This window comes from Prosthecochloris marina, assembly GCF_003182595.1.
Lineage (GTDB): Bacteria > Bacteroidota > Chlorobiia > Chlorobiales > Chlorobiaceae > Prosthecochloris > Prosthecochloris marina.
The window spans coordinates 381,007-395,754 of record NZ_PDNZ01000002.1 but is presented as its reverse complement, the minus strand read 5'-3'; the positions used below and the strand labels follow the sequence as shown (position 1 = coordinate 395,754).

General features: G+C 48.3%; 15 protein-coding genes. 10 read left to right on the top strand and 5 right to left on the bottom strand.

Translation table 11 applies throughout. From position 1 onward, the window contains the following. Nucleotides 1-54: 54 nt before the first annotated feature. The 7 genes from CR164_RS04025 to CR164_RS03995 all read left to right on the top strand — a co-directional run bounded on the left by CR164_RS04025 (nt 55) and on the right by CR164_RS03995 (nt 7,556). Entirely contained in the window at nt 55-1,107 is a 1,053-nt protein-coding gene (locus tag CR164_RS04025; RefSeq protein ID WP_110022628.1) for an META domain-containing protein, read from the top strand. 261 nt (nt 1,108-1,368) lie between these two features. Further along, a complete protein-coding gene (gene leuA, locus CR164_RS04020; protein ID WP_110022627.1) occupies nt 1,369-3,066 on the top strand; it encodes a 2-isopropylmalate synthase in 1,698 nt (565 codons plus the stop codon). Nucleotides 3,067-3,208: 142 nt separating this feature from the next. Further along, the gene (locus tag CR164_RS04015; protein WP_110022626.1) at nt 3,209-3,634 is read left to right on the top strand and encodes a Fur family transcriptional regulator; all 426 of its coding nucleotides are present in this window, start codon (nt 3,209-3,211) and stop codon (nt 3,632-3,634) included. Continuing rightward, nucleotides 3,610-4,536, top strand: a complete 927-nt coding sequence (locus CR164_RS04010) for a metal ABC transporter solute-binding protein, Zn/Mn family (protein ID WP_239994453.1) — start codon at nt 3,610-3,612, stop codon at nt 4,534-4,536. The genes CR164_RS04015 and CR164_RS04010 overlap by 25 nt, the downstream gene beginning before the upstream one ends. Beyond that, nucleotides 4,533-5,267: a metal ABC transporter ATP-binding protein gene (locus CR164_RS04005; RefSeq protein ID WP_110022625.1), complete on the top strand. Its 735-nt coding sequence runs from the start codon at nt 4,533-4,535 to the stop codon at nt 5,265-5,267. The genes CR164_RS04010 and CR164_RS04005 overlap by 4 nt, the downstream gene beginning before the upstream one ends. A 21-nt stretch (nt 5,268-5,288) precedes the next feature. Continuing rightward, nucleotides 5,289-6,098: a metal ABC transporter permease gene (locus CR164_RS04000; protein WP_110022624.1), complete on the top strand. Its 810-nt coding sequence runs from the start codon at nt 5,289-5,291 to the stop codon at nt 6,096-6,098. 120 nt (nt 6,099-6,218) lie between these two features. After that, nucleotides 6,219-7,556, top strand: a complete 1,338-nt coding sequence (locus CR164_RS03995) for a trehalose 6-phosphate synthase (RefSeq protein ID WP_110022623.1) — start codon at nt 6,219-6,221, stop codon at nt 7,554-7,556. Between the two features lie 5 nt (nt 7,557-7,561). On the opposite strand, the gene CR164_RS03990 is transcribed toward CR164_RS03995, so the two are convergent. Next, complete coding sequence (locus CR164_RS03990) at nt 7,562-8,566, bottom strand: calcium/sodium antiporter (protein WP_239994458.1); 1,005 nt, start codon at nt 8,564-8,566, stop codon at nt 7,562-7,564. Between the two features lie 211 nt (nt 8,567-8,777). On the opposite strand from CR164_RS03990, the gene CR164_RS03985 reads away from it, so the two are divergent. From CR164_RS03985 to CR164_RS03975, 3 genes are all read left to right on the top strand, one after another. Further along, a complete protein-coding gene (locus CR164_RS03985; protein WP_110022698.1) occupies nt 8,778-9,005 on the top strand; it encodes a hypothetical protein in 228 nt (75 codons plus the stop codon). 76 nt (nt 9,006-9,081) lie between these two features. Next, nucleotides 9,082-9,468 carry a fluoride efflux transporter CrcB gene (gene crcB, locus CR164_RS03980; protein ID WP_110022621.1) on the top strand — a complete coding sequence of 129 codons (387 nt, stop codon included), beginning with the start codon at nt 9,082-9,084 and terminating at the stop codon, nt 9,466-9,468. A gap of 51 nt (nt 9,469-9,519) precedes the next feature. Then, nucleotides 9,520-9,867, top strand: coding sequence for a DUF190 domain-containing protein (locus CR164_RS03975; RefSeq protein ID WP_167392933.1), 348 nt, complete (start codon nt 9,520-9,522; stop codon nt 9,865-9,867). 213 nt (nt 9,868-10,080) lie between these two features. Here the strand turns inward: CR164_RS03975 and hemL are convergent, their stop codons facing one another. The 4 genes from hemL to CR164_RS03955 form a co-directional block, all read right to left on the bottom strand. Next, nucleotides 10,081-11,376 carry a glutamate-1-semialdehyde 2,1-aminomutase gene (hemL, locus tag CR164_RS03970; protein WP_110022620.1) on the bottom strand — a complete coding sequence of 432 codons (1,296 nt, stop codon included), beginning with the start codon at nt 11,374-11,376 and terminating at the stop codon, nt 10,081-10,083. Between the two features lie 141 nt (nt 11,377-11,517). Next, nucleotides 11,518-12,990 carry a hypothetical protein gene (locus CR164_RS03965; RefSeq protein WP_110022619.1) on the bottom strand — a complete coding sequence of 491 codons (1,473 nt, stop codon included), beginning with the start codon at nt 12,988-12,990 and terminating at the stop codon, nt 11,518-11,520. 26 nt (nt 12,991-13,016) lie between these two features. Then, a complete protein-coding gene (locus tag CR164_RS03960; protein ID WP_110022618.1) occupies nt 13,017-13,874 on the bottom strand; it encodes an NAD(+)/NADH kinase in 858 nt (285 codons plus the stop codon). Continuing rightward, complete coding sequence (locus tag CR164_RS03955) at nt 13,874-14,737, bottom strand: prephenate dehydrogenase (RefSeq protein ID WP_110022617.1); 864 nt, start codon at nt 14,735-14,737, stop codon at nt 13,874-13,876. Before CR164_RS03955 ends, CR164_RS03960 begins: the two co-directional genes overlap by 1 nt. Between the last annotated feature and the right edge of the window lie 11 nt (nt 14,738-14,748).

Here is a 14,748-nt window from a genome sequence, read left to right as displayed (position 1 = left end):
GCGGATAGTTTCGTGTACTCAATGTTGTACAGGTATCGATAAACGGAGTTTGTTATGCGTAATGTCGCTTTTGTTTTGTCTCTCTTACTGCTGGTTATCATCTCGGGATGTGGGGTGAAGATCACGGAGCCGGATGTAAAGCCATCTGCTGGAAATATTACTTATTCTGGAACCATTCCCTGTTCCGACTGCCGGTCGAAGCAGCTTACCGTTACACTCTTTGATAACAAAACGTTTCGCATGAAGCGTGTTTCCATCGGTGTTCAGGGTGGTGGAAACAAGGTAGAATATGATCTTGGCCGATGGTCAAGGAAAGGCAACCGCCTGGTGCTGGATAACGGGCAAAAGTGGCCGCTGCAGTTTCGCTATGTATCCGGCAAAGAGATAACAATGCTTGACCAGAGGGGGAATGAAATTGTTTCAAAGTTGGATTACAGCCTTAGAAAAAGATCGTTTGTCGATATGCTGGCCGGTCCGATGACGATGAATGGCATGTTTCTTTCTACGGCGGGTACCTTTACATTCAAAGAGTGTAAGACCGGGAAAAGTTATCCGCTTGTTTTCGAGTCGTCGGATGCTTCTGTCAAAAAGCGGTATCTGGCATTACGACCTGGAGCGGGCAAGCCTGTACTGGCTACTCTGAAAGGAAGGTTTGTCATGCGAAAACCCAGTGCCAACGCGGCGCCGCGTGAACATATTATCGTTCAGAAGTTCAAGCGATTCAGCCCGGGGGGAACCTGCAAAGACCCGGGGCATCCTGCAGTGATGCTTCGTGGGACATCCTGGCGTGTGATATCCATTGCCGGCAGTCAGGAGGTATTGAAGGGCGTGAGAAAAGTGCCTAATCTCGTGTTGTCGCTCTATGGTGGCAGCATCAAGGGGTTTTCCGGTTGTAACAGCCTTATGGGGACGTATACGAAAGGTACGACGACACTTTCGTTTTCGAGGTTGTCGACAACTCGTATGGCATGTCCAGGCAAGTCGGGCGAAGTCGAACAGGCATTTCTTGGTGCGCTCAGAAAAGCATCGGGATGGAAAATAACCGGAAAAACGCTTGAACTTTTCGACAAGCGGAACCGCTTGCTGATGCGTTTGAAAGCAGGCTAATCTGCCAACGGAATCATCGATGGAACTATGTAGCAATGTCTCCGGTTGCAGGATACAATGGTTTTTGTATATTTAAACATGAATGGAATGACACTACATACCCTACTACTATCAACAGGGCTTCTTCTATTGCACGAAGAGGGTCGTGGGGAAGGTGTGTTTTAAAATATTCCATAAAAGAATAGTTTCGGCATTGGAAGCCACCAGCCTCACGAAGGTTGGTGGCTTTTTTCGTTATGAATGAAAATTAAAAATGGGAAAATGGCAACTATGAACTATGAAAAGTATGAGCCTTATCCGGCGGTGGACATTTCGGAGAGAACGTGGCCTGATAACAGGATTATCAAAGCACCTCTGTGGTGCAGCATTGATTTGAGAGATGGCAATCAGGCACTGCCGGTTCCGATGAGCGTTGAAGAAAAGCTCGATATGTTTAAACTGCTTGTTGATATCGGGTTTAAAGAGATAGAAGTTGGTTTTCCATCCGCTGCTGTGGTCGAGTTCCAGTTTGTCAGAAGGCTGATCGAAGAAAACCTCATTCCTGATGATGTGACGATACAGGTGCTGACACAGGCAAGGGAGCACCTCATTCGTAAAACATTCGATGCCCTCGAAGGGGTGAACAACGCAATTGTCCACCTGTACAATTCAACCTCCACCGTGCAGCGGGATGTTGTTTTCAGAATGGATCGTGAAGAGATAAAGAATATCGCTGTCCGGGGAACCAGACTTGTGCGGGAGCTCAAGGAGGCTTCCGGGAACAAAGGTATACGGTTTCAGTACAGTCCCGAAAGTTTTACGGGAACCGAACTCGATTACGCGCTCGATGTCTGTCATGCTGTTATGGATGAATGGGGGGCATCGGAGGACGACACGATCATCATCAATTTACCTTCGACAGTCGAGATGTCGACTCCGAACATTTTTGCCGATCGTATCGAGTGGTTCTGCAGGAACATCAAAGACAGGCGTGCGGTGATTGTCAGTGTGCATACGCACAACGACCGCGGAACGGCTGTTGCATCGGCTGAGCTTGCCGTTATGGCCGGAGCCGATAGGGTAGAGGGCGCGCTTTTCGGCAACGGGGAAAGATGCGGCAATCTCGACATTGTTACTATGGCGTTGAACCTCTGCACGCAAGGCGTTGACCCGGAGCTGGATTTGTCCGATCTCTCGTATATCCGTGAAGTTTACTGCAGGACTACACGAATGATTGTTCATCCACGCCAGCCCTATTCCGGAGAACTGGTTTACACTGCTTTTTCAGGGTCTCATCAGGATGCTATCAGCAAAGGCATGAAAGCATTTAAGAGATCAGGGAAGAATCTGTGGGATGTGCCTTATCTGCCTATTGATCCGAAGGATGTAGGATGTTCTTACGAAGCTATAGTCAGAATCAACAGCCAGTCCGGGAAAGGGGGGGTTGCGTACATTATGGAAAATGATTTCGGTTATGAAATTCCCAAATGGATGCAGCCTTCTTTCGGAGCTGTTGTTCAGTCAAAGGTTGATCAGAACGGTAAGGAGCTTCTGCCGAAAGAGGTTCTTGATCTTTTTCATGACGAGTATATCAGGTTGCATGAAACCTATTCCATGAAAAAATGCACAATCAACTGGGAGGACAGGGATCTTGAGCGTGATGACGAAGTATCGACAACCATACAGTGTGTTCTCGATCGGGGTGGTCATGGTATTGCTTTTTCAGCATGGGGAAATGGTCCGGTCGATGCTTTTGTACGAGGGGTGAACCAGCATACCGGTCTTGATTTCAGCGTCGATGAATATGCGGAGCACGCGATAGGGCACAGCGCCGACGCAAAAGCGGTAGCTTACGTAAGAATCAAGGATATCGGCGGGCGTGAATCAATTGGGGCTGGAATTGATTCCAACATCAGTCTGGCTTCGATTAAAGCCGTGTTGAGTGCGGTGAACCGGCTTGAAAATCAAGTCAAAAGGTAAAAAGGCGAAGTGCACATTTGCGCCATTGGCGCATGAAAGCAGGTTCAAACGGCTGTTTCACGGTGGAATGAGGCAGCCGCTTTTTTTTATGTATTGAATAACGCTTTATTTTCTCTAAATAGAAATTGTTTCTATTTAGAGAATGGAAGAACTACTTGACAAGCTCAGGGCTGCGGGATGTAAAGTGACCCTACGCCGTAAAGCCATTATCGACCTTTTTCTCAAAAAGGGGGGAGTGCTCTCACCGCAGGATGTTCGGAGAATCTTGAGAGAAAGTATCGGACAGTGCGGGCTTCCGGGAATATACCGGAACCTCGAAACGATGGTGGCATGCGGCATTTTGTTCAGGATCGTGACCTTTGGCGGTGAACGGCGCTATGCGCTTTGTAACGCTGATAAGCCGGATATGCATCATCACCATATTGTCTGTGTTTCGTGCGGAAAGATCGGTGATGTCTCGGACTGTATGTACAGGGATGGAATGAAGATTGACGGGTTTACTCTGCTCAGCCATGTTGTTCAGTTAAATGGATTATGTGAAAAATGCGAACAGGAACAAAACAGATAATCAACGGTGTCAAGGTTGTGGCAATGGCATGCGTCATGCTGTTTGCCGTCAACCTCCAGGTGCTCTACGCGGGCGTGAAAAAAGATAGCACAAGCAAAACGGAAGCAAAGAAAATGCGGGTTGTGACATCGATAGTACCGCTTTCGTTTTTTGTGAAACAGATAGGAGGAGAGCATGTCGATGTCACCGTCATGGTGCCGCCGGGAGCGAACCCGCACACGTATGATCCCACACCCGGTCAGATGACTGCTCTGGGGGATGCCGGTATGTTTGTCAAAGCAGGTTCGGGAATTGAGTTCGAGCTTGACTGGATGAAGAAGTTCACGGCGTTAAACCCTCATATGGTGGTTTGTGATGCTTCTCGGGATTACAGATCGAGGACGATGCAGGGGCATGGCGGGGATCATGTTCACGAAAAAATCGATCCTCATTTCTGGCTATCGCCTCAGAACGGCATTCTGATCGCCAACAATATTGAGCGTTGCCTTGCTACGCTTGATCCTCAGCATAAAATCGAGTATGCTGAAAACCGGCGAATGCTCGAAGTGAAGCTCGGGGAGCTTTCTGTGGAGATAACGCAAAAACTTGAAGGAATGAAAAACAGGGCATTCATGGTGTTTCATCCTGCATGGGGGTATTTTGCCGACGAGTTCAACCTGAAACAGATTGCCGCCGAGAAAGAAGGAAAGGAGTTGACCCCGAAAACAATGCAACAGGTTATCGGTCAGGCTAAAAAATATGATATCAAAGTTGTTTTCGTATCACCCACATTCAGTTCGCTTCAGGCTGAAACTATCGCTCGTGAGATTGGGGGCGTTATCCAGCCTGTCGATCCACTGTCGGGTGATTATATCGACAATTTGAGGCAGGCGGCAGAAGCTTTTGTGGCGAGTATGCAATGAACCATGAAATTGTAACGCTGAACGACGTATCGGTCAGCATCGGTGGGACCAAAATTCTGGAAAAGCTGTCCTTGAAGGTCTTTGAGAAAGAATTTTTTGGGATTGTCGGCCCGAATGGAGGTGGGAAGACAACTCTGCTGAGGGTGATTCTCGGTCTGCAAAAGCCGACAGCCGGAAAGGTCAAAGTTTTTGGCAGGGATCCGGCGATATCGAGAAAGCGCATCGGTTATGTCCCGCAGCGCCTGTTTTTTGACAGGGACTTTCCGATAACCGTTAGTGAAACGGTGCTGATGGGAAGAATTTCCTCAAGGGGATTGTTCAGGGGTTATGGTAATGAAGACAAGGTGATGGCTAGGCATGCTCTGGAAACGGTAGGAATGGCTGGTTTGGAAAAGCGCCAGGTTGGAGGGTTGTCCGGCGGGGAGTTACAGCGTCTGCTTATTGCAAGGGCACTTGTCGGCCAGCCCGAACTGCTCTTGCTCGATGAACCTACCGCAAGCATCGATCCTGAAATGAAAACATCCATTTATGACCTGCTGGACAGCCTGGTCAAGTCCATGACCATCATCATGGTTACCCATGATACAGGCGCCATTAGCCAGCATGTTTCAAGAGTAGCCTGCCTGAACTGCAGGTTAGGAATGCATGAGCATGGCAGTATTACAAAGGAGGAACTTTCCGGTATGTACCACTATCCTGTCGATATTGTCAAGCATAAAGGAGAAGATTGAAAGCGTTTAACAGGCTAAGCCATGATTGAAATTTTCCGGTACGAGTTTATGCAGAATGCTGTTTTGGCAGCTCTTCTGGCAAGCCTTGCCTGCGGTATAATCGGTTCCTATGTTGTTGTCCGGAAAATCGGCTTTATAAGCGGTGGAATAGCACATGCGGCGTTTGGCGGTATCGGTATCGGTTATTATCTGGGGATCAATCCCCTGCTTGGTTTGATTCCGTTCAGCCTTTTTTCGGCGCTGGGTATCGGGTTGCTGAGTAAAAAGACAAAAGTCGCCGAGGATACCGCAATCGGGGCATTCTGGGCGGCCGGTATGGCCGTCGGGGTTCTCTTTATCGGGCTTTCACCCGGATATGTGCCGAATCTTTTCAGCTATCTTTTTGGAAGCATTCTTACCGTACCACGGTCGGATCTCCTTATGATCGCCGGCCTCGATCTTTTTATCGTCCTGGTCGTCTTTGCCTGTTACAAGGAGTTCCTTGCCATTTCTTTTGATGAGGAGTACGCTGAAGCCTCGGGTGTGCCTACCATGTTGCTCTATCTGCTTCAACTCTGTCTCATTGCGTTAACGGTTGTTGTGCTTGTAAGGGTGGTCGGTATCGTGATGGTAATCGCCTTGTTGACCATTCCGCCTGCAATTGCTCGTTATTTCAGCAGAAACCTTCTCGTGATGATGGTTCTTTCATCTTTTTTCTGTGCGTTCTTTACACTTTCGGGTTTATGGATGTCCTATATTTTCGATGTGGCTTCGGGGGCTATGATCATTCTTACGGCAGCAGTTACCTTCATGATTGTCGCCGCAGGTAAAAAGCTCTCCGGTAACAATTGACCACTGTTTCCACAGGTGTAGGTAGTCGACCGCCGTATACCTTTGTGGATTTTTTTGATCATAGCACTGAAATGTGCATATTTTCCCTGGAGTTCATGAACGCAACAAGTCGCTGTTCCCATGAGAAGTCCTGATTCCACCCCTTCTACTTTCATTGAAAAGGGACAGGGCTTTTCCCTGCCTACAAAAGAGTATTCCATTCCGGATATCGATATCAGTCTACAGCCGATCCACTCGTTCAAGGATCTTTTTCATCTCAAGGCTCTGACCAGGATAATCCGCCTGCCTATCGTAAAAAACATCTTTTCAGCAAGGGTTATCAACCCGCGTTCCATCGAATCCCTGAAAAACGCTCGCCGTTCCCTTGAAGATGTGTATTTCAGGGATTATGAGACAAGCATCATCCATATCGATGATATACACTCCATCAATGTGGATCTCTCTTATGAAATCAGGGAGCTGAAAAAAGATACCTATTACCTCGAGCATGGTGAGGATTCCTTTATCGATTATATCAGCAAGTTGTACAACAACTTTGATGGTCATGTTATGAGAGGGCTGGAATTTCTCGACAATTTACATTTCAACTGCTTTATAACCGACAGGGACGGAACTACCAATAACTATTGCGGTCATTACCGTTCATCCATTCAGCCGGTTTACAACGCGATCTTTCTTTCCCGTTTTGCTTCCTTGTGCACGGAAAATCCCATTTTCATCACATCCGCACCGCTGAGAAATTTCGGAATTATCGATGTTTCGGTCAATCCGGACAATGTATTTATCTACGCAGGTTCGAAGGGGAGAGAGTTTCTCGATCTCGATCTTGTTGAACACCGGGCATTCATTGATCCAGCCAGACAGGTCAAGCTTGATGAGTTGGCCGCTAAAGTCAGTGAACTGGAGAAAAAAACAGAGTTTGAAAAGTTTTTTTATGTCGGATCAGGGCTTCAACTGAAATTTGGCCAACTCACCATCGCCAGGCAGGATGTTGCAAACTCGATTGCCGAGGAGGACTCGCTTGCCTTGCTGCAAAGTATCTCGGATATTGTACGTGAAATTGATCCTGACAGCTCGATATTCAAGATTGTCGATACCGGTAAAGATATCGAGGTCATTCTGACGGTCAATGGTCAAAATGGAGTAAGGGGGTTTGACAAAGGCGACGGGTTGAAATTTATCGATGACCAGATCGATCTTTGTCTCGATAAGGGACCACATCTTGTCTGTGGCGATACGGCGTCTGACCTTCCCATGCTGGAAGCAGTCCTTGAATATACGGATGATGTTTATGCTATATTCGTAACCAGGGATATTGCTTTGTCGAGAAAAGTTGTACAGCTTTGTCCCAATACCCTTATCGTTCCCAGCCCCGATATTTTGCTCACCATTCTGGGGGTCGCTGCGCTGACAATGAAGAGGAGAAAAGGTCGTAAATCTCCGGGGATTTTTCTCTGATCGGGCTACTGTCCGAACAGCCACCAGTAAAATAGGACATACCCCGACAGGAGAACCAGGCCCGAAATACGGCCGATCTTGTTTCGCCTGTAACTCATCGGAAAGAGGAGCAGGCCGAAAGCGAGCATTACAAAGTACTCAGTGTGGGGAAAGCGACCGGAAATGCCGACGCCGTGAATGACGGGTTCGAGGACGGAAATGGGCTTTATCAGGCCGACACCTCCCAGTACGAAAAGAATATTGAACACATTGCTGCCGATGATATTGCCAACCGATATTTCGCTTTGTTTTCTGAATGCGGCGACTACCGACGTGGCCAGTTCAGGCAGAGAGGTCCCGAGTGCGACGATTGAAAGCCCGATATAGAGTTTCGGAATACTGAACTGTTCGGCTATCCATACTGAACTTTTCACGAAAGACCACGCTCCGAATGACAGCAGGATACTTCCTCCAAGAACCATCAAAAGGCTGATCGATAGAGAGTATATTTCCAGTTCCTTATCTGCTTCCTCAAAAGAGTCTTCGGCTGTTTCAGTTGTTTTGTAAAGAGAAAACAGGTAACCGGCGAGCAACAGCAGCAGCAAGCCGCCTTCTGACCTTGAAATAGAGCCGTCAAGGGAGAGCATGTAGAGCAGCGTGCTGATCCCGAAAAGAAAAAACAACTGGTTACGAATGTTCTGGAAGGCGATATGAATAGGGAAGATCAGAGTGCTCAATCCGAGGATCAAACCGATGTTGGTGATGTTGCTGCCGATGATGTTTCCAAGGGATATTGTTGCTGAATGTTCGACAACGTTGGCGAAAAAGCTGACAACAAACTCCGGCATCGACGTTCCATAAGCTACAACCGTCAGGCCTATCACAAAGGGTTTGACCCCATAACGCATTGCAAGGTTGCTGCCGCCTTTTACCAGCCAATCAGCGCCGAGGTAGAGCAGGTAGGCACTGAAAAGCAGCGCGATGACATTGCCGGGAAGACCTAAAAAACTTGTATAGTCAGGAATCGTCACGCGTTGCAAACAGATGATAGGCGCCTTTGTTGATAAAACTGGTGTATAGTATAACCCTAAAAAATGATAAATTTAAAACACGTCTATTAATTTGTTGTGTGCCTCAGACGTATTTCATCGGACTGATAAAAGACGGTACGCTGACAACGATAATAGAGGTGTCTTTTTACAACAGTCAATGTTTGCCAACACACAGCATGACCGTATGATTATGAAGCCGATAGTGTACTTTATCGGGGCAGGGATATCCATACTGCTCTCCATATACATTTTTATTTTCGGAACATGGGCCAATCATGAGATAATGGCTGTTTTTATCAGCACGTGGGCTCCGACAATAATCGGTATAGGAATTTTCAATACTCTTTTGGGCATTCTTGACGAGATGTGCTGTGCACACAAACGTATCGAGGATCGTCAGACGAAGCAGGAGAACTGAAAGGCCTCCCGCAGTTTTTGGTGGACAGTCCGCAAGATGTTGCCAGCAACCGGAATCGGAAGAGATATACATATTCATGATGGAACGTTATGCAGCTCTGCTGCTTGTCGGTGCAGGGGGATTTGCCGGAGCGGTTGCAAGATACCTTGTTGCTCTTCTGCTGCCGTTTATAGGAACAGGTTTCCCTTTTGGTACACTCACCGTCAATATGGTCGGATGTCTGTTGATAGGATTTGTCAGTGAACTGTCGATTACCTCGTCGCTTGTTTCTCCTGAGCTACGTCTACTCCTTGCAACGGGATTCTGTGGGGGATTTACGACTTTTTCTTCCTATATGTATGAAATCGCATCCCTGTTGCGGGATGGAGAAATGCTGTATGCATCGATCTATCTGTTTGGAAGTATTATCGGTGGCATTTTCTGTCTTTATCTCGGTATGCAGCTTGCAAAGATGTGGACATAAAAGCAGTGACAAGTGACGAGGTACTCTCATTCATTTTTTGTTGATAACCCTATGATTGAATTTGAAAACAGGCAGTTGTTGCGGGTCTACATGGGGGAGCAGGCGAAATATCATCATCGTCCGCTCTATGAAGCGGTTATTGCCGAAGCAAAGGAACGGGGGATTGCCGGTGCAACGGTGTTTAAAGGAATTCTTTCATACGGTATGAGCGGTACGTTGCGTACGACCAAAATTTTTGAGCTTTCGCAAAGTCTGCCCATTGTGATTGAAATTATGGATACTCAAGAGCAAATCGAAAAGTTTCTGCCGGTTGTCGAGGATCTTGCAGCGGAATCCGGAGCACATGTTTATGTAACACTTGAAGAGATACGTTCAACGGTTATCTTGCCAGGGAAATAGTTTTTGTCGGAGCACGGCATCCTATTTCTCAAAAGTCATTCCAAACGGGATGAGGTGCCCATAAGGTCTTTCGCCAAAAGATGGATCCCCGGGTAAAACCTGTGAAATAGTTGTTTCGGATTTCACAGGTCTCACCCGGGGATGACTTCATAGAGACAAAATACAGGCTACAGATAGCCTCCACTGTTTTCGTTTTTTTCCGAAACCGGTGGGCTATGCTTCAGCGGCCTGAAGAGCGACGTAGTTCGCCTTGATTGTTTTTTCCAGATCCTCGTCGCTGTGCGCAGTGCTGGTAAACATTGCTTCGAACTGTGACGGAGCAAGGTAGATGCCCTGATCGAGCATGGACTGGTAGTACCTTGAGTATTTCTGAAGATCGGAGGCAACCGCATCGTCATGGTTTTCAACTGGCTTGTCGGTGAAAAACAAACATGCCATGGAGCCGACACGATTTTGGGTATAGTTCAGGCCGAGCTTACTCATGTTGTTCCTGAAGCCTTCCTCGAGAACAGCCGCTTTTCTTTCGAGCTCAGGATAAGGATTCTCATCCTTGAGTACCGACAGGGTGGCAAGACCGGCAGTGATTGCAAGAGGGTTGCCTGAAAGCGTTCCCGCCTGATAAACATCACCGACAGGAGCAATGTGTTCCATAATTTCGCGTTTGCCGCCGAATGCGCCAACCGGAAGGCCACCACCGATGATTTTACCCATGGTTGTCAGGTCCGGCGTAATGCCGTAGAGTTCCTGTGCTCCTCCAAGCGCTACTCGGAAACCGCACATGACTTCGTCGAAAATCAGAACGATGCCTTCCTGTGTGCAGTAGTCGCGGAGGTCCTGGAGAAACTCTTTTTTGGCGGGAATCACGCCGGTATTGCCGGCAACAGGCTCGATAATGATTGCGGCAACGTTGTCCTTGTTTTCGCTGACCAGCGCTTTAACCGAGTCGATATCGTTGTATTTGGCGTTCAGGGTATCGTTGGCGGTGCCTTTAGTAACACCAGGGCTGTCGGGTGTACCGAGAGTCAGGGCGCCGGAACCCGCTTTGATGAGGAAACTGTCGCCATGACCGTGGTAGCAGCCTTCGAACTTGATGATTTTGTCACGACCGGTATAGCCGCGTGCAAGGCGAACGGCAGACATGGTTGCTTCGGTTCCGCTGTTGACCATGCGAACCATCTCGATCGACGGAACGATCTTTGTCAAAAGTTCGGCGATTTCAATCTCGAGCTCGATCGGTGTTCCAAAACTTGTGCCGACCTTGGTCAGGGTGTGTTCGAGAGCTGCGGTAACTTTGGGATGCATGCTGCCGAGAATGAATGGACCCCATGAGCCGACGTAATCGATGTACGTGTTGCCGTCGACATCGGTCATGTAGGCGCCTTCGCCATTTGCCATGAAGACAGGTGTACCGCCGACTGATTTGAATGCGCGAACCGGGGAGTTTACCCCACCGGGAATGAACTGTTTCGCTTTCTCAAAAAGTTCTGCTGATCTGGTTAGTTGAGGCATATTTACCAATCCGGTTAAAAATTACAAGAAAACAAAATGGGTTTATCAACAAACACTCAAGATAGAAATCCTCGCGAAGATATGAAACCTTGAATATTATGGACGGGGATTTTTAATAACTTCGGCACCCCACCGCTTCGATTATGGGTGGACGCCATTGATGAACGCGGCGGTTTCAGCGAGGGAGCACAGGCCAACGATATTCGTGCCGTGGTTCGGTTCGATATGAATATCCCCTTGATAATTCCGGTTTTTACGAAGTGCCTGTTCCAATGCCTCTATCTTGCCCAGCAAGCTGTAGGCCGCCGATTGCGGTGTGGAACAGGATACCGGTGGATTGCTGCTGCCGTGGGAAAAATAACCTTCGGGAATGACGGATTTCTCGGGGTAGCCATGCCAGTGCGTCATCGATGCTCCTTTTTTGGCAAGTGCTTCGGGAAACTGCCACGAAGGCCGGATCTTTTGAAGAATACTTGAAATAAACGTATTCCCAAGGGCATGGGAGAGAATGGTCAGAGTATCGAACGAGGGTCTCGATATCGTGGTGTTCGGAAGTCCTTGAGGGGTCATGAGTGTGATCGAGCCCTTGTCAAGGCTTAGTGCTACCAGGTCTATATCGGGGTTCAGACTTGTTTTTCTGCATCCGGAGCGGGTAGTTATGACTTTAACGGGAACCGGTTCGATAAGGAACCATTCGTCCATTACCAGGACGGGCACATAGTGCTTGTTTTCCAGTGAGAGCAGCGGGGCATTTTTCAATTCCGATTCGCTTACCATGCATCCGGATTCTTTCAACAACAATGCGGGTGGGGCTGAGACCGGCTGTTGGCGGGCAAAGAAACCGTAACTCATGCCACTGCGCTGATCGAGGTAGCGAGCGACAATTTTTCTGTAAAGAGGGCTTCTGTATTGCAGGGTTTCGCGTGAGGTATGGGTAAGAAGATAACGGTTGGAGCTCCAGCGTTGGCTGCATACCGCAAAATCTTTGACGATCTCCTGCATGTCGGTCAATCCGGCTTTGAGTGCGCCCGGTTTGTGGTCAAGATCGGAAGATTTTGGAGGAACGACCTGGGCCGATAGTTTTGGTACCAGTGTCTTCCGCACATCGGAAGGAAGGGGACATGGTCCTTCAAAACTGACGACACCACCATTCATCGTGCAGATGGTCCAGCTCTCTTCTGTGACGTAAATGCTGAGGTGAACCATGTCCCAGGCAAGTTTCCCGACAATCCTGTCAAGTTTGTCCTGGGGGGAAGATGCCTCCGTCAGAGGGGGGGATTCATCATGAATGCCGACGATTACATTGTTATAAAGGGTGGATAAACGGTTGATGGCGAGCTGTTCATCGCTGAACACTCCTGGAGCAATGACAACGACCCCTGGTTTAAATGTCCCGTCGGAGCGGCAGGCTTCCTGTTCGCTAAGTATCCGTATACCGAGAACCTTGCAGGCGTTCAAGAGTTCTGAGGTAAAGCACTCCAGTCTCGGGGAGCTGTTTTCTGCGGACAAGAGCGTTATACTGAGCCTGGCGCACATATCGGCGGTTGTAAGAGGTATGGTTGGATCGATGCCGAGCAGGTGACCAAGCGAGGCAAGGGAGATACTGTTACTCATGAAACTCTGGATGGTAGACGGAATTATCAGGTGCCCGGTTTATGCTCGCGTCCCCAAAGCAACTTGCTTCTGAGAATCTCGCAGTAATTTCTTTTTTCGTTGGCCACAAGATTGATCATTTCCTTGGATTTCTTCACGGTTATAACATCGCCGGGCATGAGCATCTTTCTCACATGGCCGTCGCAGTTGAGGGGAAACGCTCCGCCGGGCGCATCGACGGAAATCTCGATGGTTTTGTCGTCACTGATGACAAGAGGCCTCACGGTAAGCATATGCGGGCAGATAGGCGTAATGACGAATACATTTGATTTCGGTGCGATGACCGGGCCTCCTGCGGAAAGGGAATAGGCGGTTGAGCCTGTAGATGTGGCTATGATAATGCCATCTGCGCGATACGCGCTGAGCTGTTCTCCGTCAAGCTTTATGATAAATGCCGGAATTCTCGGATAAGCACCTTTTTCAACAACGACATCGTTGAGAGCGGTGAACCGTTTGATGCTGTCACCAAAGGGAACCTGCGCCTCGAGCTGTGTACGGTCATGAATGGTGTATGTTCGATCAAGCACTTTTTCAATGGCACTGTACATCTCTTCCTTGCTGAACTCGGCAAGGAAACCAAGATGGCCGACATTGATGCCGATAACAGGTTTTGTGACCGAGTAGTGAGAGGTGAAAAGCAAAGTGCCGTCACCGCCGAGGGAAATGAAAACATCACAAAGCTTGTTCAGCTCTTCAATTTCGGCAGCATTTCCCACACCGAGTTTGGCTGCTGATTTTGCGTCGAAGACATAGTCGAGGTCCCGCATTTCAAGCCAGGTGATGAGTTCTCTGGCAAGTACAACCGCCTCGTCACGGTTTATGTTGACTACGATGGCGAATGTCATCAGCTGTTGTTGTTGGTAAGGTTGTCATAGAGTGTGTTGGCTTTTTCGAACCGTTCCCTGACCTTGTTTGTCCTGTTGGCTCGGATATCATCGGCGAGTTGTTCAAGTTCCCGGCTGAAGCTGTCGAGCTCCGACGCGATGTTTTCACGATTTGTCGCTATGATGTCTTTCCAGATATCCCAGGAGCTACCAGCGAGGCGGGTCAGTGTCGAAAAGCCGGGACCGCTTTTATCGATGTCGTGTTCGCAATGATTGATCAAGGCGGTTGAAAGCAACTGGGGCAGGTGACTGACCGTTGCTACGATTTTGTCATGTTCTTCAGGGGCCATTACAACAATCCGGCATTTGATCGATCGCAGGAGTTCCTGGAGATTACCAACGTCCGGGCGTGAAAGAGTTTCTTCATCAGCGCAAAGTACAACGGTTTTTCCGGTAAAAAGTTCATCATGACTTGCATGGTATCCCTGCTGCTCTTTTCCGGCAATAGGGTGCATTCCTATAAAGTCAATCCCAAGCTCCTCAGCCCGCCGTGCTATGGCTGCTTTTGTGCTTGAAACGTCACTGACAAGAGTGGGGTTTTCAACGGTTCTCTTGATTTCATCAAGCAATGATATATTTGTTTCGACCGGGGCGGCGAGGATGATGAGATCGGCCGCGTAAAGCGATTTTTTATCGGTTTCGAAACGATCGAGGCCCAGTTCTTTTATATGATCGATATCCCGATCGTCGAAAGAGGGGTCGTAACCCTTGAACAGGATACGCTGTTTTAAGGCAAGGGGCGATTTTTTCAATGCTCTCAAAACCGAAGCTCCTATCAATCCAAGGCCTATGATTGAGATGGTGTTAATACAGGCTGTCTGCATACCTGTTTTTC